The 20,418-nt window shown below is 73.4% G+C and carries 22 protein-coding genes; 9 read left to right on the forward strand and 13 right to left on the reverse strand.

Annotated elements, in window-relative coordinates:
• Nucleotides 1-117 precede the first annotated feature (117 nt).
• Complete coding sequence (locus ASF89_RS14915) at nucleotides 118-573, reverse strand: hypothetical protein (RefSeq protein ID WP_055816290.1); 456 nt, start codon at nucleotides 571-573, stop codon at nucleotides 118-120.
• Between the two features lie 139 nt (nucleotides 574-712).
• Nucleotides 713-961 (reverse strand): DUF4287 domain-containing protein, encoded by a 249-nt coding sequence (locus ASF89_RS14920; protein ID WP_055801642.1) that lies wholly within the window; start codon nucleotides 959-961, stop codon nucleotides 713-715.
• 184 nt (nucleotides 962-1,145) lie between these two features.
• On the opposite strand from ASF89_RS14920, the gene ASF89_RS14925 reads away from it, so the two are divergent.
• Complete coding sequence (locus ASF89_RS14925; protein ID WP_055801639.1) at nucleotides 1,146-1,727, forward strand: GrpB family protein; 582 nt, start codon at nucleotides 1,146-1,148, stop codon at nucleotides 1,725-1,727.
• Here the strand turns inward: ASF89_RS14925 and ASF89_RS14930 are convergent.
• On the reverse strand, nucleotides 1,678-2,085 hold the full coding sequence (locus ASF89_RS14930; RefSeq protein WP_055801636.1) for an arsenate reductase ArsC: 408 nt from the start codon (nucleotides 2,083-2,085) through the stop codon (nucleotides 1,678-1,680). The genes ASF89_RS14925 and ASF89_RS14930 overlap by 50 nt on opposite strands.
• A 265-nt stretch (nucleotides 2,086-2,350) precedes the next feature.
• Between ASF89_RS14930 and ASF89_RS14935 the strand changes: the two genes are divergently transcribed.
• The 6 genes from ASF89_RS14935 to ASF89_RS14960 all read left to right on the forward strand — a co-directional run bounded on the left by ASF89_RS14935 (nucleotide 2,351) and on the right by ASF89_RS14960 (nucleotide 8,814).
• A complete protein-coding gene (locus ASF89_RS14935; RefSeq protein WP_055801632.1) occupies nucleotides 2,351-3,379 on the forward strand; it encodes an iron-siderophore ABC transporter substrate-binding protein in 1,029 nt (342 codons plus the stop codon).
• A complete protein-coding gene (locus tag ASF89_RS14940) occupies nucleotides 3,379-4,425 on the forward strand; it encodes an iron ABC transporter permease (protein ID WP_055816292.1) in 1,047 nt (348 codons plus the stop codon). The genes ASF89_RS14935 and ASF89_RS14940 overlap by 1 nt, the downstream gene beginning before the upstream one ends.
• A complete protein-coding gene (locus ASF89_RS14945; RefSeq protein ID WP_200937200.1) occupies nucleotides 4,422-5,498 on the forward strand; it encodes an iron chelate uptake ABC transporter family permease subunit in 1,077 nt (358 codons plus the stop codon). Before ASF89_RS14940 ends, ASF89_RS14945 begins: the two co-directional genes overlap by 4 nt.
• Nucleotides 5,495-6,307: an ABC transporter ATP-binding protein gene (locus tag ASF89_RS14950; protein ID WP_055816294.1), complete on the forward strand. Its 813-nt coding sequence runs from the start codon at nucleotides 5,495-5,497 to the stop codon at nucleotides 6,305-6,307. Before ASF89_RS14945 ends, ASF89_RS14950 begins: the two co-directional genes overlap by 4 nt.
• 222 nt (nucleotides 6,308-6,529) lie before the next feature.
• Entirely contained in the window at nucleotides 6,530-7,165 is a 636-nt protein-coding gene (locus ASF89_RS14955; protein ID WP_055816296.1) for an ATP-binding cassette domain-containing protein, read from the forward strand.
• Entirely contained in the window at nucleotides 7,162-8,814 is a 1,653-nt protein-coding gene (locus tag ASF89_RS14960; RefSeq protein WP_156463448.1) for a hypothetical protein, read from the forward strand. Before ASF89_RS14955 ends, ASF89_RS14960 begins: the two co-directional genes overlap by 4 nt.
• A gap of 290 nt (nucleotides 8,815-9,104) precedes the next feature.
• Here the strand turns inward: ASF89_RS14960 and ASF89_RS14965 are convergent, their stop codons facing one another.
• From ASF89_RS14965 to ASF89_RS15010, 10 genes are all read right to left on the reverse strand, one after another.
• Entirely contained in the window at nucleotides 9,105-9,953 is an 849-nt protein-coding gene (locus tag ASF89_RS14965; protein ID WP_055801617.1) for an alpha/beta fold hydrolase, read from the reverse strand.
• A 235-nt stretch (nucleotides 9,954-10,188) separates the two neighbouring features.
• Nucleotides 10,189-11,067, reverse strand: coding sequence for a DNA-3-methyladenine glycosylase (locus ASF89_RS14970; RefSeq protein WP_055816302.1), 879 nt, complete (start codon nucleotides 11,065-11,067; stop codon nucleotides 10,189-10,191).
• Nucleotides 11,064-11,765: a DNA-3-methyladenine glycosylase I gene (locus tag ASF89_RS14975; protein WP_082490089.1), complete on the reverse strand. Its 702-nt coding sequence runs from the start codon at nucleotides 11,763-11,765 to the stop codon at nucleotides 11,064-11,066. The genes ASF89_RS14970 and ASF89_RS14975 overlap by 4 nt, the downstream gene beginning before the upstream one ends.
• On the reverse strand, nucleotides 11,762-12,400 hold the full coding sequence (locus ASF89_RS14980) for a methylated-DNA--[protein]-cysteine S-methyltransferase (RefSeq protein WP_082490091.1): 639 nt from the start codon (nucleotides 12,398-12,400) through the stop codon (nucleotides 11,762-11,764). Before ASF89_RS14980 ends, ASF89_RS14975 begins: the two co-directional genes overlap by 4 nt.
• Complete coding sequence (locus ASF89_RS14985; protein WP_055816305.1) at nucleotides 12,397-12,897, reverse strand: RNA polymerase sigma factor; 501 nt, start codon at nucleotides 12,895-12,897, stop codon at nucleotides 12,397-12,399. Before ASF89_RS14985 ends, ASF89_RS14980 begins: the two co-directional genes overlap by 4 nt.
• A gap of 1 nt (nucleotide 12,898) precedes the next feature.
• Nucleotides 12,899-13,432, reverse strand: coding sequence for a methylated-DNA--[protein]-cysteine S-methyltransferase (locus ASF89_RS14990; RefSeq protein ID WP_055816344.1), 534 nt, complete (start codon nucleotides 13,430-13,432; stop codon nucleotides 12,899-12,901).
• A gap of 114 nt (nucleotides 13,433-13,546) precedes the next feature.
• The gene (locus tag ASF89_RS14995; protein WP_156357456.1) at nucleotides 13,547-13,825 is read right to left on the reverse strand and encodes an acylphosphatase; all 279 of its coding nucleotides are present in this window, start codon (nucleotides 13,823-13,825) and stop codon (nucleotides 13,547-13,549) included.
• Between the two features lie 49 nt (nucleotides 13,826-13,874).
• Complete coding sequence (locus tag ASF89_RS15000) at nucleotides 13,875-14,861, reverse strand: aldo/keto reductase (protein ID WP_055816309.1); 987 nt, start codon at nucleotides 14,859-14,861, stop codon at nucleotides 13,875-13,877.
• Between the two features lie 193 nt (nucleotides 14,862-15,054).
• Complete coding sequence (locus ASF89_RS15005; protein ID WP_055816312.1) at nucleotides 15,055-16,986, reverse strand: carboxypeptidase-like regulatory domain-containing protein; 1,932 nt, start codon at nucleotides 16,984-16,986, stop codon at nucleotides 15,055-15,057.
• Between the two features lie 76 nt (nucleotides 16,987-17,062).
• Entirely contained in the window at nucleotides 17,063-18,460 is a 1,398-nt protein-coding gene (locus ASF89_RS15010; RefSeq protein WP_055816314.1) for a PP2C family protein-serine/threonine phosphatase, read from the reverse strand.
• A 239-nt stretch (nucleotides 18,461-18,699) separates the two neighbouring features.
• Here ASF89_RS15010 and ASF89_RS15015 point away from each other — a divergent pair, with 239 nt between their 5' ends.
• Together ASF89_RS15015 and ASF89_RS15020 are read left to right on the forward strand one after the other, a co-directional pair.
• Nucleotides 18,700-19,902 (forward strand): PP2C family protein-serine/threonine phosphatase, encoded by a 1,203-nt coding sequence (locus ASF89_RS15015; protein ID WP_055816317.1) that lies wholly within the window; start codon nucleotides 18,700-18,702, stop codon nucleotides 19,900-19,902.
• Nucleotides 19,899-20,318, forward strand: coding sequence for a BLUF domain-containing protein (locus tag ASF89_RS15020; RefSeq protein WP_235484157.1), 420 nt, complete (start codon nucleotides 19,899-19,901; stop codon nucleotides 20,316-20,318). Before ASF89_RS15015 ends, ASF89_RS15020 begins: the two co-directional genes overlap by 4 nt.
• The last annotated feature ends 100 nt before the right edge of the window (nucleotides 20,319-20,418 follow it).

Consider the following 20,418-nt stretch of genomic DNA (forward strand, 5'->3'; position numbering starts at 1 on the left):
ATGCACCACAGGACCATGCGCCCGGGCGGGCGGTTGCGCCGGCCGGGGACGACCGGGGTGCGGTGGGGATGGGGAGGAGGCGCGGTGCGGCGCGCGCGGTCGGGTGGGCCGCCGGGGTCAGCGGCCGCCGCTGCCGTGGCGCATGGCCCCGACGTCGCCCGCGTCGTTCGCACCGTCGGTGTCGACCTCGCCGTCCGCCTCGTTCCCCGGCGCGCGGCCGGTCTCGTCGTCGGCGGTGAGAGCGGCGGTCCGCTCGCCCGAGAGCCCGGCCGGGTCGGCCACGACGTAGTCCTCCTCACCCGAGAGGGTGCCGCCGAGGGGCTGGACGACGTCGCCGTCGGGAGTGGCGTCGCCCGGGCCGGCGGGTGCGCCCTGGGTGTCGGTGCTCGTGTCGCCGGTCTCGTCGGCGCCACCGGTGCGCGGGCTGTCGCCGTCGGCCCGGCTCTCCCGGTACGTCTCGACTGCGGCGGCCTCGAGGGTCGCCGCATCCACCGCGGCGCGGCCGGCCTCGGGGCTGGTGACGTCCTGGCCGGTGCCGGACGGGCCGGTGTCGGTCGGGGAGTGGTCGGTCATGGTGGTCCTCTCGTGCGACGTGGGGTCGACGCTAGGCGTTCCGAGCGCGGCGGGCGCAAAACGCCGGGATGTGGACACGACGCGGTGAATGATGCTGGCGTCGTGTGAAGAACCTGGCGCCGTGGCGGAGGCCGGCGGATCAGGCGCGCGCCTGGCGCACGTACGCGACGATCGCGTTGGCGTGCCCGTGGCCCATGCCGTGCTCGGACTTCAGCCACGACACGACCTGCATGTGAGGGTGCTCGTCGAGCCGCTCGCCGGCGAGGTCGAGCCACTCCTGGACGGGCCGGCCGTACGTCTTCTCGATGCTGGCGAAGTACGAGGCCGGCCCCTTCGGCTTCGCGCCGTCGGCGGGAGGTTCGGGGGCCATCACACGCGACGCGGACATGGCGTCAAAGTAGCAGGCGGTCCGACATGCGACCAGACCGAGGAGGCGCGGCTCGACACCGCCCGGACCCCCGGCCGGCGCGGTGCACCCGACCCGGCGGCTTGCACCGCGGGGCGCGCCCGGTTACGTTGGCGGGCTGGCCGTCGACCACCGCGCTGGGACCGACCCTCGAAGGAGCCTCACGATGACGACCCGCCGCACGCCCCGACGCCCCGACGTGACCTCGCTGGAGCTCGTCGGCGGACCCCAGCCCCTGCACGTCGGGCTCGAACCCCACGACCCGCGCTGGGCCGACGTGTACGCCGTCCACCGCGAGCGCATCGCGCTGGCCCTGGCAGGGCTCGACGTCGAGATCGAGCACATCGGCTCGACGTCCGTCGCCGGTCTCGCTGCGAAGCCGATCATCGACCTCGTGGTCGCGGTGCCCGACATCACGGCGGAGGAGGACTACCTCGACGCCCTCATCGTCGCGGGTTACGAGCTGAGAGTCCGCGAACCCGAGCATCGTCTCGTCCGCACGCCGAGCAGGGACGTGCACGTCCACGTCTACGAGCGCGGTCATCGCGCGATCGCCGACTACCTCCTCCTGCGCGATCACCTCCGCGCGGACGCCGCCGACCGTGCGCTCTACCAGGGGGTCAAGGAGGCGCTGATGCAGCGGTCGTGGACCGACTCGAACGCCTACTCCGACGCGAAGGACGACGTCGTCGCCGAGATCACGGAGCGGGCGCGATCTCGCTCAGCAGGGCCTCGACCCGCTCCTTGATGTCGTCGCGGATCGGGCGCACGGCCTCGATGCCCTGACCGGCCGGGTCGTCGAGCGCCCAGTCCTCGTAGCGCTTGCCCGGGAAGATCGGGCACGCGTCGCCGCAGCCCATCGTGATGACGACGTCGCTCGCCCGGACGGCGTCGGTGGTGAGCACCTTCGGCTGGTTGCCGGCGATGTCGACGCCCTCCTCGGCCATGGCCTCGATCGCCACCGGGTTGATCTCGTCGCGCGGCTCGCTGCCGGCCGAGAGGACCTCGACGCGGTCGCCGGCCAGGGCCTGCAGATAGCCGGCGGCCATCTGCGAGCGGCCGGCGTTGTGCACGCAGACGAACAGGACGGTGGGCTTGACGCTCATGCGGGTTCCTTCCCGGGCGGGTCGCGCCCGATCAGGGCTCGCCCCATGATGCCCGATCCGCCCCTCTGGAGCCGCGTCGCGGACTTGCCCCCGACGTCGAATCCCAGTTAGGTTAGGCATGCCTAACACGGTGACCACCGTGCCTCCCCGACGCTCCCCACAGCAGAGCGGTCGGGGCGTCAGTCGACGCGGCGCGCTCTCCGCGCGCCCTCCCGACACCGGTCGTCCCCCTGTCCGGCATCCCGTCCCGCCTCGAGAGGAACCCATGTCCCGCACCTCCACCCTGCTCGCCCTGAGCGCCGCCTCCGCCCTCGCCGTCGGCCTCGTCGGCTGCTCCGCCGACGCCGGTGCGACCGACGACGCGCCCGCAGCGTCCGCCGACTTCAGCCCGATCACGATCGAGCACGCTCTCGGGACGACGACGATCGAGACGAAGCCGGAACGCGTCGCCACGGTCAACTGGGCCAACCAGGAGGTGCCGCTCGCGCTGGGCGTCGTCCCCGTCGGCATGGCGCGTGCGGACTTCGGCGACGACGACGGCGACGGCGTCCTGCCGTGGGTGAGCGAGAAGCTCGACGAGCTCGGCGGCGAGACCCCGGTGCTCTTCGACGAGACCGACGGCGTCGACTTCGAGGCCGTGGCCGACACCGAGCCCGACGTGATCCTGGCCGCGTACTCCGGCCTGACGCAGGAGGACTACGACACCCTCAGCGAGATCGCGCCCGTCGTCGCCTACCCGGAGACCGCCTGGGGCACCTCGTGGCGCGACATGATCGAGCTCAACAGCACGGGCATGGGCATGGCCGCCGAGGGCGAGCAGCTCGTGGCCGACCTCGAGGAGGAGATCGCCGGAGTCGCCGCCGATCACCCCGCGCTCGCCGACAAGACGGCGATGTTCCTCACCCACGTCGACACCACCGACCTCAGCGAGGTCAGCTTCTACACGACCCACGACACCCGCGTGCAGTTCTTCGACGACCTCGGTCTGCAGCAGCCGCAGAGCATCGCGGACGCCTCGGCCGCGACCGACCTGTTCTCGCTCACGCAGAGCGCCGAGACGGCCGACACCTTCGACGACGTCGACGTCATCGTCACCTACGGCGACGAGGAGCTCGTGAAGACGCTCGAGAGCGACCCCGTGCTCTCGCAGATGCCCGCCGTCGCGAACGAGGCCATCGTCGCGCTCCCCGGCACCGGATCGCTCGGCACCGCCGCGAACCCGACGCCCCTGTCGATCTCGTGGATCCTCGACGAGTACGCCGACCTGCTCGACGAGGCCGCCGCGAAGTCGTAGTGCTCACCGCCCTCCCCGCCGAGAACGCCTCGGGCGTCGCCGCCGTGCGACGCCCGAGGCGTTCGCGCGCCCTCTGGCTGATCGCGCTGATCGGAGCGCTCGCCGTCGTCATGACCCTGTCGCTGGTCATCGGCACGCGCGCCGTCGCGCTCGACGACGTCTGGGCCGCCCTGGGCGGCGCCACCGACGGGTTCGACCGCGCGTCGGTGGCGAAGCGGGTGCCGCGGACCCTCCTCGCCGCGGTCGCCGGAGCCGCCCTGGCCGTCTCGGGCGCGGTGATGCAGGGGGTGACCCGCAACCCCCTGGCCGACCCGGGGATCCTCGGGATCAACACCGGCGCCTCCCTCGCGGTCGTCGCGGGTCTCGCGTTCTTCGGCCTGAGCGCCGCGACGAGCATCGTCTGGGTCGCCATCTCCGGTGCCGCGGTGACCGCCCTGTTCGTCTACACGATCGGCTCGCTCGGGCGCGGCGGCGCGACGCCCCTCAAGCTCGCCCTCGCCGGGGCCGCCACCTCGGCCGCCCTCGCGTCGTTCATCACCGCCGTGGCGCTGCCCCGAGGCGACATCGCCGCCAACATCCGCTCGTGGCAGATCGGCGGCGTCGGCGGCGGCACGTTCTCGAGCCTCGGTCAGGTGATGCCGTTCCTCGTGGTCGGACTCGTGGTGTGCCTGCTCTCGGCGAAGGCGCTGAACTCGCTGGCGCTCGGTGACGATCTCGCGGCCGGGCTCGGCGAGCGGGTCGCCGTCGCCCGCGGCGCCGCGGCCCTCGGCGCGGTGGTGCTCTGCGGCGCCGCCACGGCCGTCACGGGCCCGATCGGCTTCGTCGGCCTGGTCGTGCCCCACGCCTGCCGCCTGCTGACCGGGGTCGACCACCGCTGGCTGCTGCCGTACTCGGCCCTGGGAGGCGCGGTGCTGCTGACCGCGTCGGACGTCGTCGGCCGCGTGATCGCCCGACCCGCCGAGATCGACGTCGGCATCGTCACCGCGCTGATCGGCGCGCCCTTCTTCATCTGGATCGTGCGCCGGTCGAAGGTGCGCGCGCTGTGAGCGCCGCCGATGTCAGGGACGCGACCCGCGCCTCCTCGGCGATCGCCTCCGCCGCCCACGAGGTCGCACGCGCGCGTCGCGCCCGGGGTCGTCGGCGTCGCACCGTCATAGGGGTGCTCGTCGCCGCGGTCGTCGTCGTGTTCGTGGTGAGCCTCATGGTGGGGCGGACCTTCTACGGACCCGCCGAGGTGCTCGGCGTGCTGCTCGGGCACGACGTCCCCGGTGCGGGGTTCACCGTCGGGCGCCTCCGGCTGCCCCGAGCGGTGCTCGCGGTCGCCGCCGGCTTGTGCTTCGGGCTCGGCGGCGTGACGTTCCAGACCATGCTGCGGAACCCGCTCGCGAGCCCGGACATCATCGGCATCAGCTCGGGCGCCAGCGCGGCCGCCGCCTTCGCCATCATCACCCTGTCGCTCGACGACGCTCAGGTGTCGGCGTTCGCGATCGTCGCCGGACTCGCCGTCGCCGTGCTCGTCTACCTGCTGTCGAAGAAGGGCGGCGTGGCCGGCACCCGACTCGTGCTGATCGGCATCGGCATCGCCGCGATGCTCGACAGCCTGACCGCGTACGTCCTCTCGGGCGCCGCGCAGTGGGACCTCCAGGAGGCGACCCGCTGGCTGACCGGCAGCCTCAACGGGACGAGCTGGCCGCAGGTCGTGCCCGTGCTGATCACTCTCGCGGTGCTGACGCCGGTGCTCCTGTCGCAGTCGCGCGACCTGTCGGTCACGCAGCTCGGCGACGACACCGCGTCGGCGCTCGGCGTGCGGGTCGACCGCACCCGCCTGATCGTCATCGTCGCCGCCGTCGGGCTCATCTCGTTCGCCACCGCGGCCTGCGGACCCATCGCGTTCGTGGCGTTCCTGTCGGGGCCGATCGCCGCCCGCATCGTCGGACCGAACGGCTCGCTGCTCGTGCCGTCGGCGCTCGTGGGCGCGCTGCTCGTGCTCGTCGCCGACGTCGTGGGCCAGTACGCCCTCGGCACGAGGTTCCCCGTCGGGGTCGTCACGGGCGTGCTCGGGGCGCCGTACCTGATCTACCTCATCGTCCGCACCAATCGCGCCGGAGGCTCGTTGTGACCATCGACCACACCCTCGAGATCGAGCATCTCACCCTGGCGTACGGCGACCGGGTCGTCGTCGACGACCTCGATCTCGTGGTGCCCCCCGGGCGCATGACCGCCATCGTCGGGGCGAACGCGTGCGGCAAGTCGACCCTGCTGCGATCGATGTCGCGGCTGCTCAAGCCCGTCTCGGGGCGGGTCGTGCTCGACGGGTCGGAGGTGCATCGGCTGCCGGCCCGGCAGCTGGCCCGCACCCTCGGTCTGCTGCCCCAGTCGCCCGTCGCACCCGAGGGCATCACCGTCGCCGACCTCGTCGGCCGGGGCCGCCACCCGCATCAGGGGATCCTCTCGCGCTGGACCACCGCCGACGACGTGGCCGTCGCCGCGGCGCTCGATGCGACGGACACGACGGTGCTCGCCGACCGCGCCGTCGACGAGCTCTCGGGCGGGCAGCGCCAGCGCGTCTGGATCGCCATGGCCCTGGCCCAGCAGACGGACCTGCTGCTGCTCGACGAGCCCACGACCTTCCTGGACGTCAGTCACCAGATCGAGGTGCTCGACCTGCTGACCGATCTCAACCGGTCGCGCGGGACGACCGTCGTCATGGTGCTGCACGACCTCAACCTCGCCGCGCGGTACGCCGACCACCTCGTCGCGGTCGCCGGGGGGCGCGTGCACGCCGTCGGCACGCCGCACGAGGTGCTGACCGAGGACTGCGTGCGGGCCGTCTTCGGCCTCGACAGCCGCGTCATCACCGACCCGACGACGGGGTCGCCGATGATGCTGCCGCTCGGACGGCACCACCGCGCGGCGGCGGGAGCGTAGGCGGGAGCGCGCCGCGGGCGTGACGCCCCCGCGGCACCGCGCGTCCGCGCCGTGCCCCGCTTCGGCGCGACACCCCGTCATCGGCGCGACACCCCGATGGATGGGGGTGTCACGCGAGAAACGGGGTGTCGCGCTGCTCACGGGGTGCGGGGTGCGGGGCGGGGAGCGGGCGCGGTGCGGGGATGCTCGACGGGTGGGGTGCGGGCTTGGCAGACTCGACCCATGATCGATGTCGACCAGGCCGGTGTCCGGGTGGACGGCGTGACCCTGCTCGCACCCGTGTCCGTGTCGGTCGCCGCGGGGGAGGTGCTCGTGGTGCGGGGCGGGAACGGGGCCGGCAAGTCCACTCTGCTGCGCCTCCTCGCCGGCTCCCGCCACCCGACCAGCGGCCGCCTGAGGGTGGGAGGGGCGGACGTCGACGCCCGGGACCGCGAGTTCCGGCGGAGGGTCGCGGCCATGATCGGTCTGCCGCCCTTCGCACCCGACCTGACGATCGCCGACCACGTGCTGCTCGTCGCCTCGACCTGGGTCGACGGCGACGAGGCGTCCGCGCTCGCCCGCTCGGTCCTGGGTGACCTGGGGCTCGGCGGCTCCGGCGGGCTCGGAGCGAGGTACCCGCATGAGCTGTCGTCGGGGCAGACCCAGCTGTTCGGCCTCGCCCTCGTGCTGGCCCGGCCGTTCGAGCTGCTGATCGTCGACGAGCCCGAGCAGCGACTCGACCCCGAGCACCTCGCCGCCGTCGTCCGGGTGCTGCGGGCTCGCCGAGACGACGGGGCGACGATCGTGGTGGCCACCCACAGCGACGTGCTCGCCGACGCGCTCGGCGGGAGCACGCTCGAGCTGGCCGCCGCCGCATGAGCACGCCAGTCCGCGACGGCGACCGCGACGGCGACGGTCGGCACGATGGCGCGAGCGCCCGCCCCCGCCCCCGCCCCCGCCCCGGCACGCGAGCGCGAGACCGAGTCCGCGCGCGAGCCCGAGCCCGAGCTCGCGTCGCCGCGGTCCGGGGCGTGTGGGAGGCGCGCTCGGCCCGGATCCGCCACGACCGCTGGTATCGCGCCTACGTGATCGTCGCGCTCGGCCTCGTCGTCGTCGCTCCGGTCGCGCGGCTCGTCTGGACCACCGCCGTCAGCGCCGAGGGCGTCGCCGCGCTGACCTCGGCCCAGGCGCCGGGAGCCGCCGGCATCGTCGTCGCGTCGCTGATCGGCGCGGCCCTCGTGCTCGGCCGCGAGCGGGGTCCGGTCTCGTCGACACCGCTCCTCGTGTTCGCCCTGGCGACCGCCGACCTGCCGCGGCTCGCGGCCTTCCGGCGCCCTCTCGTCCGGGCCGGCGCGGCCCTCGTGGTCTCGGGCGCCGGTGCGGCAGCCGTCATCGGAGCGACGCTGGTGCGGGCCGGTGCTGCGTCACCCGGGGCCGCGCTGCTCTTCGTCGTCGCCGGGGCGCTCGTCGGCGTCGTGATCCTCGTGTCGTGGCTGGTGGGGCAGGCCGCCCCCTGCGCCGCCGGCTGGCTGGCGGCGGGTGCGGTCGCGACCGCGGTCGTGGGCCGGCTCGTGCCCGCCGCCTCGGTCGCGACGCCGGGTGGCTGGGTCGAGCGGGCGTATCCGGTCGGCGGCATCGCGCCTCCGGAGATCGCAGCCGTGCTCTCGCTCGTCGCCTCGGTCGCCGCTGCGCTCGCTGTGACGCCGTGGCTTCTGGCGCGCCTCCGGCCGCACGACCTGCTGGCGCAAGCGTCGCGGTGGGAGGCGGCGTCGAGTCTCGTGTCGGGCGTCGACCTCGCCGGGGCGACCGCGATCTACCGGTCGCGACCCCGGGTCGGTCGTCGATTCGCGGCGGTGCGACCGTCGCGGTGGAGGGCGTGGACCTTCGTGCGGCGCGACGCGATCGGTGCGGCCCGCACGCCGGTCCGGCTCGCACTCGGCGTCATGGCGCTGGCCGGGGGCGGGGTCCTGCTCGGCGCGGCGACGTCGACCGGTGCGGCGTCGTCCGCCGTCGACTCGACCGTGCTGCTCGGCACCGCCGCCGGACTCGTCGTGTTCGCCGGTCTCGGCCCGATCACCGACGGCCTCCGTCATGCGGCCGCCGTCGCGGGCGACGTCACCCTCTACGGGGTGGGCGACCCGCACCTCCTCGGGTTGCACGCTCTGTTCCCCCTGGTGCTGACCGTCGTCGTGCTCGTGACCGCGGGCGCCGTGACGGCGGGCCTCGTGGGGCCGACGGCAGGAGGTGCGGTGCCCCTCGCCTCGACGGCCGCCGCGGTGCTGTCGCTGGGCGTCCGGGCGACCGGCGCGCTCAAGGGGCCGATGCCGCCCGCGCTGCTGCTGCCGGTGTCGTCGCCGGCCGGTGACCCGATGGCCCTGGTGCGCGGGATCTGGGCGGTCGACGGACTCGTGCTCGCCGGTCTGGTCGGCGGCTCCGCGGCGCTCGCGGCGGCGACGCCCGTGCCTCTGGTCGTGTCCGCGACGCTGCTCGGCGTGGTCGGGGCGGCTCGGTGGCGCTGGCGGGTGTGAGGTGCGGCAGCGGGCCGGGTGGGTCGCGCCTCCGCTCCCTGCCCGTGAGAAGCTCGACGATCAGAGGTGCGACCCGCCGATCCATCAGCTGGTCGGCACCCTGCGACCGTACGCGCGCGGAGGCCGATCCTCAACGTGAAAATGCCTGATGAACGAGCATTTCTGCCTAGTCGCTCTAGCTACTCGGCCCGACCTGCGCTTTTCCCCTCCGGCCTCGACGGGCGGCCGATCGGGCTCTGGCCGATTAACGAGTCGGGGCGCGTGACACCGTGCGGTCGCTCCCGGTCCTCTCAGCGCGCCTGACGCTCGAGCACCTCGCGGATCAGCCCCGCCACGAGCTCCGGACGCTCGAGACCCGGGAGGTGCGCCACACCGGGCAGGACGCGGCCCGGCCCCTGACCGACCCGCCGGGCGGTCTCGACGAGGAACGGCAGATCGCACGGCAGGTCGAGGTCGCCCCAGGCGCACAGGACCGGAACCGTCACCTCGCCGAGACGCGACCAGGCGTCGACGTCGCCGCCCCCGGCCCCGCCGGGCGCCCCGAGCTCGATGATGCGGCGGTTCATGGCGCCGAACAGGTCGCGCGCGGAGCCGGCGACCCGCTCGGCGGGTGCGGTGGGCCCGTCGAGCCAGAGGTGGGCCAGGGCATCGATGCGGTCGTCGACACTCGCCTCGGGGTCGTCGGAGGCCGCGATCAACGGCTCGGACGCCGCGTCCGGCTGCCAGTCGAAGGGGGTGTCGTCGTCGGTCATGCCCGACACCGCCGATCCGATGACGACGACCCGGCTGACCCTCTCGGGGTGGAGCAGCGCGGTGTCGAACGCCAGGGCGCCGCCGCGGGAGTTACCGACGAGCACGGCCTCCCGGATGTCGAGGGCGTCGAGCACCGTGATCAGGTCGTCGACGTGGGTGAACGTCGAGTCGGGGGCCGCGGCGGGGCTGTCGCCGAAGCCGCGACGGTCGTAGGCGACGAGGTCGAGATCGTGGTCGGCGCGCAGGTCGAGGGCGACGCCCTCCCAGGCTCGCCGATCGGCGACGCCGGCGTGGAGGAGCACGACGGCGGGGCCGCCGCCCGGCCGTCGCGTCGTCGCGAGTGATCCGCCGTCGGGGGTCGGGATGGTGATCTGCTGGGCATCCATGGGGCCACGGTAGCGGCCGAGAGGGCGGAGGTGAGGGGCACCGTCGTGGCCAGGCCGCCGACGATGCCCCTCGTGCCGATGTTGTCGCAGTTGAGCTTCACGGGCAGGGATGCGAGCAACACCGGCCAGAGAAGACGAAAGAAACGCCTTCGACCTGTGAGACGCTACGCGGTCTCCGAGCGGGCGCTCGCAGGTTCGCCCAGGTCCGGCCCTCTGAGCGAGGGATGCGGCCCGGTCAGGGTGCCGTCGGCAGCACCGCGGCCCACAGATGGAACAGGGCGTAGGCCCGCCACGGCGACCACGCGGCACCGGCGGCCTCCGCCTGTCTCGTGGTCAGACCGCCGAGCACCCGGCGGAGCACCAGGTCGCCGGCGGGCCAGGCGTCCCGGTCGCCGAGGGCGCGGACGGCGAGGTAGTCGGTCGTCCAGGGGCCGATGCCGGGAACGGCCAGCAGCCGCCGACGGACGTCGACGAGATCGCCGCCGGGTGCGATCACGAGTCCGTCGGCCACGGTGCGGGCGAGGGCCTGGACGGTCCGGGCACGACTGTTCGTGATGCCGACGGCTGCGCGGAGGTCGTCGACGTCGGCGGCGGCCAGCACCTCGGCCCGCGGGAACCTCGTGAGACCCGTGCCGTCGAGAGGCTCGCCGTACGCTGCGACGAGCCGCCCGCTGAAGGTGCGTGCGGCAGCCAGCGACACCTGCTGCCCGAGCACGGTCACGACGGCTGTCTCGAAGCCTTCCGGGTTGCCGGTGACGCGGATGCCGGGGCGGGCCGCGACGAGGGGGCCCAGCACCGGGTCGGCGGCGAAGGCGTCGCGCACCGCGTCGGTGTCGGCGTCCAGGTCGAGCCAGCGGCGGACGATCGTCTCGATCTCGCCGAGCGTCCCGCGATCGGTCGCAGCCACGTCGACGACGACGCCCTCGTCGCCGGCGAACGACAGATCGACCCGGTAGGAGGCGCGCGCGGGTCCGTCGCCCGCCTCGACCAGCCGCGAGTGCGACCCCGCGCCCAGATCGGTCGCCTCGGCACCGGGGATGCTGTGAGCGGCGAGCAGACCGAGCGCGTGGGCCCGGTCGTACGCGCCGACCGGCCGGACGACGAGGCGGGTCATGAGCCGGACCCGGTCGAGGCGGTCCGCAGCGGGGACGCGATCGCCGCAGCCGGCCCGGGCACGGGTTCGGCCCAGACGCCTGACGAGCCTCGGCGATGACTGCCGACCAGATGCGTGTCGACGATGCCGACGGCCTCCATCAGGGCGTGCATGGTCGTCGGGCCGACGAAGGTGAAGCCGTGACTCTTGAGCGACTTCGAGAGGGCGAGCGACTCGGGCGAGGTCGTGGGGACGTCGGCCATCGTCTCGGGGCGAGGAGTCTCGCCGGGGCGGAACGACCAGATGAGATCGACGAGCCCGCCGTCGTCGCGGAGCCCCACGACGGCCCGGGCGTTCTGGATCGTCGCGTCGATCTTCGACCGGTTGCGGACGATGCCGGCGTCGGCCAGGAGGCGGGCGCGGTCGTCGTCGTCGAAGAGCGCGACTCGGTCGGGGTCGAAGTCGGCGAAGGCCATGCGGAACGCCGGTCGCTTGCGGAGGATGGTCGCCCACGACAGCCCCGATTGGAAGGCCTCGAGACTCAGCCGCTCGAAGAGGCCGCGTTCGTCGCGGACGGGCATGCCCCACTCGGTGTCGTAGTACTCGCGCATCAGCGGATCACGAGAGGCCCAGAGCGGACGCGCGAGCCCGTCGTCGCCGACGATCACGGACGGGTCGGCCCCCGCGTCGACCGATGGACCGTCGCCGTCGCCGGTCACGAGGCGGCCTCGAGGTCGAGGAGGATCTGCTTCGCGGCCATCCCCCCACGGTAGCGACCGGGGGTGCCGTCGCTCCGCACGACCCGGTGGCAGGGCACGACGACCGGCAGGGGATTGGTCGCGCAGGCGGTGCCCACGGCACGGACGGCCCGGGGACTGCCGGCGGCGCGGGCGACCGCGGCGTACGACTCGGTGCCGCCGTAGGCGATGTCGGGCAGATGCTCGAGGACGATGCGTTGGAAGCCCTTCGACAGGCGACGATCGAGCGGCAGATCGAACGAACGGCGCTCGCCGCGGAAGTACTCGTCGAGCTGGGCCGCGGCGTCGTCGAGGGCGGCGGGGGCCTCGACGATGCGGGGGCTGATCGCGGCGGCGAGCCGCTCGAGCACGCCGTCGAGGCCCTCGACGTCGAATGCGACGCGGACGACGCCGACGGTCGTCGCGCAGACGAGCAGGCGGCCGACGGGGGAGTCGAGCGTCCGGTACGACACGTCGATCGCCTCGGCGTCCGACGCCGATCGCACGAAGCGGGCGCGCAGAGCCGCGAGACGATCGTCGCCCGGAGCGAAGTCGTCCAGCAGGCGGCGCAGACGGGCGTCGTCGTCGGCCGGCACGGGATCGGTCGGTCCGGTCATGGAGTCCTCCGTGGGGGCGAGGGGTCGGCTGCGGTGAGGATGCTGCGGAGTCGGGCGATGCCGTCCGACGAGGCGCGCCGAGCGGCGGCGGGGCTGACCCCGGCCAGCTCGGCGGCCTCGGCATGCGACAGCCCGAGGAGGTGGTGGTGCACGACGGCACGGCGCTGGCCGGGCGGAAGCTGCTCGAGCGCCCGGACCAGCTCGTCTCGGCGGGTCAGGGCCTCGTCCGCCGGAGGCGCGGGTCTGCTCTCGGGCACGACCTCGACCGGGCGGGGCCGCCGCGTCCTGGCCCGTGCGACGTCGATCGCCTTGCGATGGGCGATGGTCACCAGCCAGGCCCCGACGTCGGCGGTCTCGGGCAGCGACGGATACGTGATCAGGGCGGCGACGAAGGTCTCGGACCACGCGTCGTCGGTGTCGTGCTCGTCGAGGACGGCTCGACAGACACGCCAGACGGTCGTGCCGTGCCTCTCGACGACGCGGTCGAACGGGAGCACGTCAGAACAGTCGACCCGAGGAGGCGCTCTCGGGCTCTTCCAGATCGAGCAGCCAGCGCTTGCGCTCGAGCCCGCCGGCGTAGCCCACCAGGGCGCCGCCGGCCCCGACGACGCGGTGGCAGGGCACGATGATGCTGAGGGGGTTGAGGCCGTTGGCCGCGCCGACCGCACGGGCCAGACCCACGTCGCCGAGCTCCCGGGCCAGCTGGCCGTAGCTGCGGGTCTCGCCGAAGGGGATGTCGCGCAGCAGGGCCCAGACCCGGCGGCGGAACTCGTTGCCCCGCGGCGCCAGGGGCAGATCGAAGACGCGGCGCCCGCCTTCGAGGTACTCGCCGAGCTGCCGCTCGACCTCGGCGAAGTCCGTCGCCCCGACGCCCGTCGTCGAGACCCGGCCGAACCCCGCCGGGTCGGGCAGGTTGCGGTGATCCGGGAAGAAGAGCCCGGACAGGCCCTCCGTCGATCCGACGAGGGTGAGATCGCCCAGCGGGGTCGCCACCGTCGTGTGCACGATCGGCGGCTCGACGGTCTCGATCATCTCGGTCGTCACGGACGGCTCCTCACACTCGGCGATGCTACTCACCCTGTAGACGCCGGCCGGGGCCCGGATGTGAGGTGCGGATCCGGATCGCGAGATGCCGAGGCGCGAGCCTCAGCGACGGGTGGTGAACGCCGTCTCGCCGACCGGGTCGATCTCGGTCACCTCGACCGACTCGACGGTCGCGCCCGAGGGGCCCTCCTGCAGCCATTCGAGCAGCAGGGCCACACGGTCGGGGCGGCCCTCGACCTCCACCTCGACGTCGCCGCCGGGCAGATTGCGCACGAATCCGCCGACCTCGATGCGGTCGGCCTCACCCTCGGTCGAGAAACGGAATCCGACCCCCTGCACGCTGCCGTGCACGAGAGCCCTTCGTCTGATCACGTCGTCCATCGGTCGACCGTACCCGCGCCTCCTCGGCCGCGCCGCGCCCGGCCCGCCGCTACCGGTCGACCGTCGACATGTCGGCGTAGCGGTCGCCCTTCGGCTTCGCGACGTCGTCGAGCTGGTGCAGCTGCTCCTCGTCGAGCACGACGTCGTCGGCCGCGACGTTCTCGTCGAGGTAGGCGCGGCGCTTGGTGCCGGGGATCGGCACGATGCCCTCGCCCTGGGCGAGCAGCCACGCGAGCGCGACCTGCCCGGGCTTGGCGCCGACGGCGCGGGCGACCTCGTCGACCTGCTGCACGATGCGGACGTTCGCCTCGAGGTTGTCACCCGAGAAGCGGGGGGCGAAGCGCCGGAAGTCGTCGGGGGCCAGCTCGTCGACCGACCGGATCGTGCCGGTCAGGAACCCGCGGCCGAGCGGCGAGTACGGCACGAAGCCGATGCCGAGCTCGCGCACCGTCGGCAGGATCTCCGCCTCGGGCTCGCGGCTCCAGAGCGACCACTCGGTCTGCAGCGCCGTGATCGGGTGGGTGGCGTGGGCGCGACGGATCGTCTCGGGCGCCGCCTCCGACAGCCCGAGGAACCGCACCTTGCCCGCCGTGACGAGCTCGCCCATGGCGCCGACCGTCTCCTCGATCGGCACCTGCGGGTCGACGCGGTGCTGGTAGTAGAGGTCGATGTGGTCGATGCCGAGACGCTGGAGCGACCCGTCGACCGACTTGCGCACGTACTCGGGGCGCCCGTCGACGGTCCGCTCGGCCCGCGCCTCGGGGTCGGTGACGTTGCCGAACTTGGTCGCGACGACCGCCTGGTCGCGGCGGCCCTTCAGAGCGCGACCGAGCAGCTGCTCGTTGGTGTGCGGGCCGTACATGTCGGCGGTGTCGAGCAGGGTCACTCCGACGTCGAGGGCGCGGTGGATCACGCGCACCGACTCGGCGTCGTCCGTGCTGTTGCCGGTGTAGAAAGCGGACATGCCCATCAGGCCGAGGCCCAGGCGTCCGACGTCGAGGCCGCCGTCGACCTGGCCGAGTGTCGTGTTCTTCATGGCGTCAGTCAACACCCGCCGGCCCGCCGCGCATTCCCGACGGGGCGGTCTCGCCGGGGCGCGTCGTCACCGACCGCGATGTGGAGGGAGCGTCGGCGGATCAGGCGGTGCTCCGCGCACGCGGTGGTGTCCGAGTCGGGCCGGGGACGGCAGGAGGCGCGGTGCAGGGGGCCCCGCACCGCGCCTCCTCGGGTCACTCGGTCCGGTCGGCGGCCGCGTGTCGGCGGTGGCCGCGGACGGCCGCTCCCGTCGCCAGCACGAGACCCAGGACGAGCAGGCCGGCGCCGAGACCGAGGGGCGCGGCGGCGTCGGCGCCCGTGTAGGCGAGCGAGGGGCCGACGCCCGGGAGCGCCCCGGCGAAGGGCGGCGCGTCGGGCGCGGCGTCGCGGGCGAGGACGACGGTGCCCAGCGCGAGGTCGGTCGAGCCGGTCGTGACGGTCGCGATGGTCTGGCCGGCGACGACGACGCGGTAGGTCGTCTCGGCGACGAGCCCTGCAGCGGCGAAGCGGCCCGCGTCGTCGGTCGTGGTGGCCGCGACGACGTCACCCGGGGCGGGCGATGTCGGGCCGGCCGGGTCCACCGGATCCACCGCGGACTCGGCCAGGACGACGGCCACGGGTGCGCCGACGACCGGTGCCCCGTCGAGGTCGATCACCGTTCCGCTGATCGAGACGGTGTCGGGGGCGGGCTCGGGGGTCGGCGCCGGCGGCACGGGCGTCGGGTCGGGCGTGGGCTCCGGGCTGGGCTCGGGCTCCGGGTCGGGGTCGACGGGTGCGGCGGGCTGTTCGAGTTCGAGGGGCGGGTTGGGGGCGCCGGCTGCGGGCGTGGTGAACTCGATGGGTCGGTCGGTGTCGCCGTCGACGATGATCGTGTAGTCGGTCTCGGGGGTGAGGCCGGGGGCTTCGAAGGCGCCGGTGTCGTCGGTGGTGGTCTCGACGACGGGGTCGGTGGTGTCGGTCTCGACGATGACGATCGGGGTGTCGGTGACGGGTTCGCCGTGTTCGTCGGTGATGGTGCCGACGACGTCGACGGTGACCGGGTCGGGGTCGACGGGCGGGGTCGTCGTCGTCGTCGTGAAGTCGAAGTCGAGGTCGGCGCGATCGCCGGCCTCGAGCGAGAACGTCCGCGTCGTCGCGCCGTCGGCGCCGTCCGGCGGGGTGATCGTGACGGTGTATCCGGGGGTCGCCGTGAGGGCGGGCACCGTGTACCGGCCGTCGGCGTCGGTGGTGACCTGGGCGACGATGCGTCCGGTGGCGTCGGTGACGGTCACCGCGCCTCCTGAGTAGGGAGCCGCCGCGCCGTCGACCGTGCTGAGGGCGACGCCGGACGCCGCGAAGGTCTTCGTCGCGAACCAGGTCTGGTAGATCGGGCGACCCGAGCGCTGCTGGAACGCGATGGTGAGGCTCGACAGCGAGACCGTGGGGCTGAACCAGCCGGTCGCGCCCTGCGTGTCGGCGGCGGCCGCGTTGCCGGTCAGGGTGGAGGTCGCCGGGTCCCAGCTCGGGACGTCGCCGGTGCCGCCGCCGGGGCACGACGGGCTGCCCGCGAGACCGCACGAGTTGTAGACACCCGCGAAGCCGAGCTCGGCGCTCGAGACCGGTGCGCCGGCGGCATCGGTCGCCGTGATGGTGGCCTGGTCGGCGTCGATGTCGCCGAGCACGAACGACCACCCCGACGCCGGGGTGCCGCCGTCGAAGGAGTACGTCGTGGTCGAGGCGGCCTCGGGCGTCGGAGAGTTCCGGAGGGCCGTCAGATTGAGGTACGTCGTGCCGCGGCTGCTGCCGTACTGCAGGCCGGGAGGCGTGTTCGGGCCCTGCCAGCCGCTGGCGCCGCTCGGCACGGTGGCCTGCGACGCGTCGGTGGTGAAGGTGGTCGCGGGGAAGCCGCCGCCGAGCGTCATGGTGCCGACGGATCCGGTTCCCGACGGGGTCCGCTCGGCCGTGAAGACGCCCCAGTCGCCGCCCTGCGCCGCGGTGGCCGTCGTCACGCCGCCGAGCACCATGGCGGCCGCGGCGAGCGAGGCCACGCCGGCCGCGGCGATGCGGCGGCCGGTGGAGCGGAGCGTCGAGCGCGAGCCGAGGAGGCGCGGGTCGAGTCGTGCGGAGGCGGTCTGGTCGAGGCGCATGGGACTCCCGGTGGGCGACCCCCCGGCCGCCCGGTTCGCTACGCGCCCTGATGCGCGCTGCGAAGACGACGTTAGTTCAATTCCTCGATCCGCGTTCGTGATCCGTCCCGGCGGCGTCCCGGCGGACGGCGACGACGGTCACGTCATCGGGGTGACGCCCCTGGGACGCGAGGCGCGTGATGCTCAGGACGGCCTCCGCGGCGGTCGGATCCGCCCCGGCAGCGGTGTCGGCCGCCCGCGCCAGCGCCTCGAGGCTGCCGTCGAAGAGGTCGAGGACCCCGTCGCTGCAGATCAGCAGGAGGTCGCCCGGATCGAGGTGGGTCGTGCTCGTCGCCCAGGTCTGGGTTCCGAAGGCGCCGAGCGGGAGGTTGAGCGAGGGGATGACGTCGCGGCTGCCGTCGGCGCGGCAGACGACTCCGAGACCGTGACCGGCGTCGACGGCGACGATCTCGCCGCTCTCCGCGTCGAGCTGCAGGTGGAGCAGCGTGACGAAGGCGTCGTTGGCCTCGAGATCGGGTTCGACGGCGCGATCGACGACGGACATCGTGTGACGAGGGCCTTCGGACGGGGAGGCGGCACGCAGCGACGCGCGGACCGTCGCCGCGATCATGGCCGCGCCCACGCCCTTGCCCATGACGTCGGCGAGGGTGACCGCGAGCCCCCTGGGGGTGCGCTGCCAGTCGAAGAAGTCCCCGCTGACGGCGCCGCTCGGCACGCAGGCGCCGGCGACGTCGTAGCCGGGGAGGTCGGGGACGGACTGCGGCAGGAGACGGCGCTGCACGCTGCCCCCGTCGAGGAGCTCCTGACGGGAGCGGGCCGCTCGGGCGGCGAGCACCTTCGCGGTCTGCTCGCCGCTCAGCGACGCCATGCTGAATGACACGACGGTGAGCAGGGCGAGGGTGATCAGGGTCGTGGACGGCGTTCCGAACCACGAGACGAACAGGTCGCTCCGCGGACCCGACGCCAGGAAGGCGACGAAGCGGCCGAGGTAGTAGACGCCCAGGGCGCCGGACGTCAGGATGAGCGGCCACCGCGTGCGGGAGAGTCCGGCGTCGAGGACGATGATCTCGCGGGTCGAGAGGATGATGAGGCCGCCTGTCAGGGCGAGGAAGAGCGGCCCTCCGGACCAGTCGTTGGTCGCGGGGGAGTCGAAGCTCGACACGGCGGTCACGAGCGCCGCAGGCCCGACCACGAGCCACCAGGGGCTGGGGCGGAGGCGCAGCGACCGGCTGGCCATCCAGACCGAGGCGGCGCCGGCGACGATCAGGCCGTTGCCGAGCGGGTTCGCCCAGGCCTGATTCGCGGTGCCGTCCTGGAGATAGGCGAGCGTCCCGCCCATGAACAGGACGAGAGCGGCGCACCACCAGAAACTGAAGGCGGACCTCGTGCTGCGGTACGTCACGAAGGCGAACAGCAGGAAGAGGATGAGGGTGATGACGCCGAGAGTGACGCGGAGCGTTGTCGAATCGAGCACGGGCTCTTCCTGGTTCTTCCTTCGCGGGTGACCCGGTGGATCCGCCTCCCGGGGGAGCGCGGGCGTCTCGACCGCTGTCATCCCCGACGCAATCTAAACATCGGGCGTCGTCGACGGCCAACCCCCCAAGGGAGGTGGCTCGCGCCACCGGCCTCCGGGGGTCGGCCCGTTCGCGGGGTGCCTCAGTGACGGACACTCGCGTAGCGTGATGGAGAGGATCCGAGCAGAAGGGGGACGCCGTGCACGAGACGACGGCCGTTCGACCCGAGGCGCGAGAGCGTCTGCGGCTCGCGGCGCTCGACGACCTGGGCATCATGGGCACCGGCGCCGAGGAGCGGTTCGATCGGATAACGCGGATGGCCCGGCAGCTGTTCGGGGTGCCCATCGCCGAGATCAACTTCATCGATCAGGACCACCAGTTCACGAAGTCCCCTCAGGCGTCCGGTGGGCCGACGTTCGGACCTCGAGCGGACTCGTTCTGCGACGTCGTCGTCCAGCAGCCCGACATCGTCGTGGTCCCCGACGCTCTCGAGGACGACCGTTTCGCGCACCGTGGATCCGTCACGGGCGAGCCGCACATCCGCTTCTACGCAGGACGGCCCCTGAGCGTCTCCGACGGCGCCCGGGTGGGGACGATCTGCCTCGTCGACACGGCGCCCCGGGGCCTCACCGACGAGGACCAGGCCCTCCTCGACGAGCTCGGCGAATGGGTCGAACGCGAGCTGCGGCATGTCCACGCCGCCGACCACGCCCGCCGCACCCAGCAGCGGATGCTCCCGGCTCCCCTCGCTCAGGGCGACGGATTCACCGTCGCCGGCTTCACGCAGCCGTACTCCGAGGTCGCGGGGGACTACTTCGCGTCGATCTCCTCGCCCGGGCGGGTCGACGTGACCCTCACCGACGTCATGGGCAAGGGCTACTCCGCGGCCATCATCGCCGCGATGGTGCGATCGGCGTTCCAGGCTCGGCCCGGCTGGCAGCCCGCCGAGGCCGTCTCCGCGGTCAACGAGCAGCTGCTCGGCGATCTCTCGGCGACCGGCACCTTCGCCACCGTCTTCCATGCGGCCCTCGACACCCGCACCGGTCTGCTCCGATACGCCGACGCCGGGCACGGCCTGTCGGTCGTCATCCGCGCCGACGGCACCCTCGAGCGGCTCGCCTCGGCGGATCTGCCGATCGGGATCGCCGATGGCGACGCATGGACGACTCGTGAGACCACCCTCGCGCCCGGTGAGGTCCTGTTCTCCTGCTCCGACGGGGCGCTCGACCTGTACGACGGCACGATCAGCGCCCTCGATGAGCTGGCGGAGCTGGTCCGGCGGTCCGCCGACGACGAGGGCCTCTTCGCCGAGCTGTCCGATGTCATCGGCGCTCTCCGCCCGGACGACGACGTCACGATGCTCGTCGTCCGTCGCGACGAGAAGAACGAGTCCGACCGGTGATCGTGTCCCTGACCTACATGAGCACGGCGTCGACGCCGTTCGACTCGGAGCGGATGGCGGGTCTGCTGCAGCAGAGCCGGGAGAACAACGAGCGCCGCGGCCTCACCGGGATGCTCCTCTACAAGAACGGCCGGTTCATGCAGGTGCTCGAAGGCGCCGAGAAGGACGTCCGCGAGAGGTACGCGGTGATCGCCGCCGACCCCCGTCACACGGATCTCACGACCCTGGTCGACGAGTCCATCGAGCGGCGCCGATTCCCGCAGTGGTCCATGGGTGTCCCCGAGCCCCTCGACGCCGATCTGCGCGAAGCCCCCGGGTACGACTCGTTCTTCGAGACGCCCTCCCGCCGCTTCGACATCAGGGAGGACTCCTCCCGTGCCCAGCTCCTCCTCGAATGGTTCCGACGCCGGGCCTAGCCGGTCCGCCGTCGGCCGGCGTTGGTAACAGGCCGATAACGAAGCGTGTTCGTCCCAATCTCTTTCGACACCGGTGGCGAATCCTTTTCATCCCCACCGG

The sequence above is a fragment of the Frigoribacterium sp. Leaf172 genome (genome assembly GCF_001424285.1).
GTDB lineage: Bacteria > Actinomycetota > Actinomycetes > Actinomycetales > Microbacteriaceae > Frigoribacterium.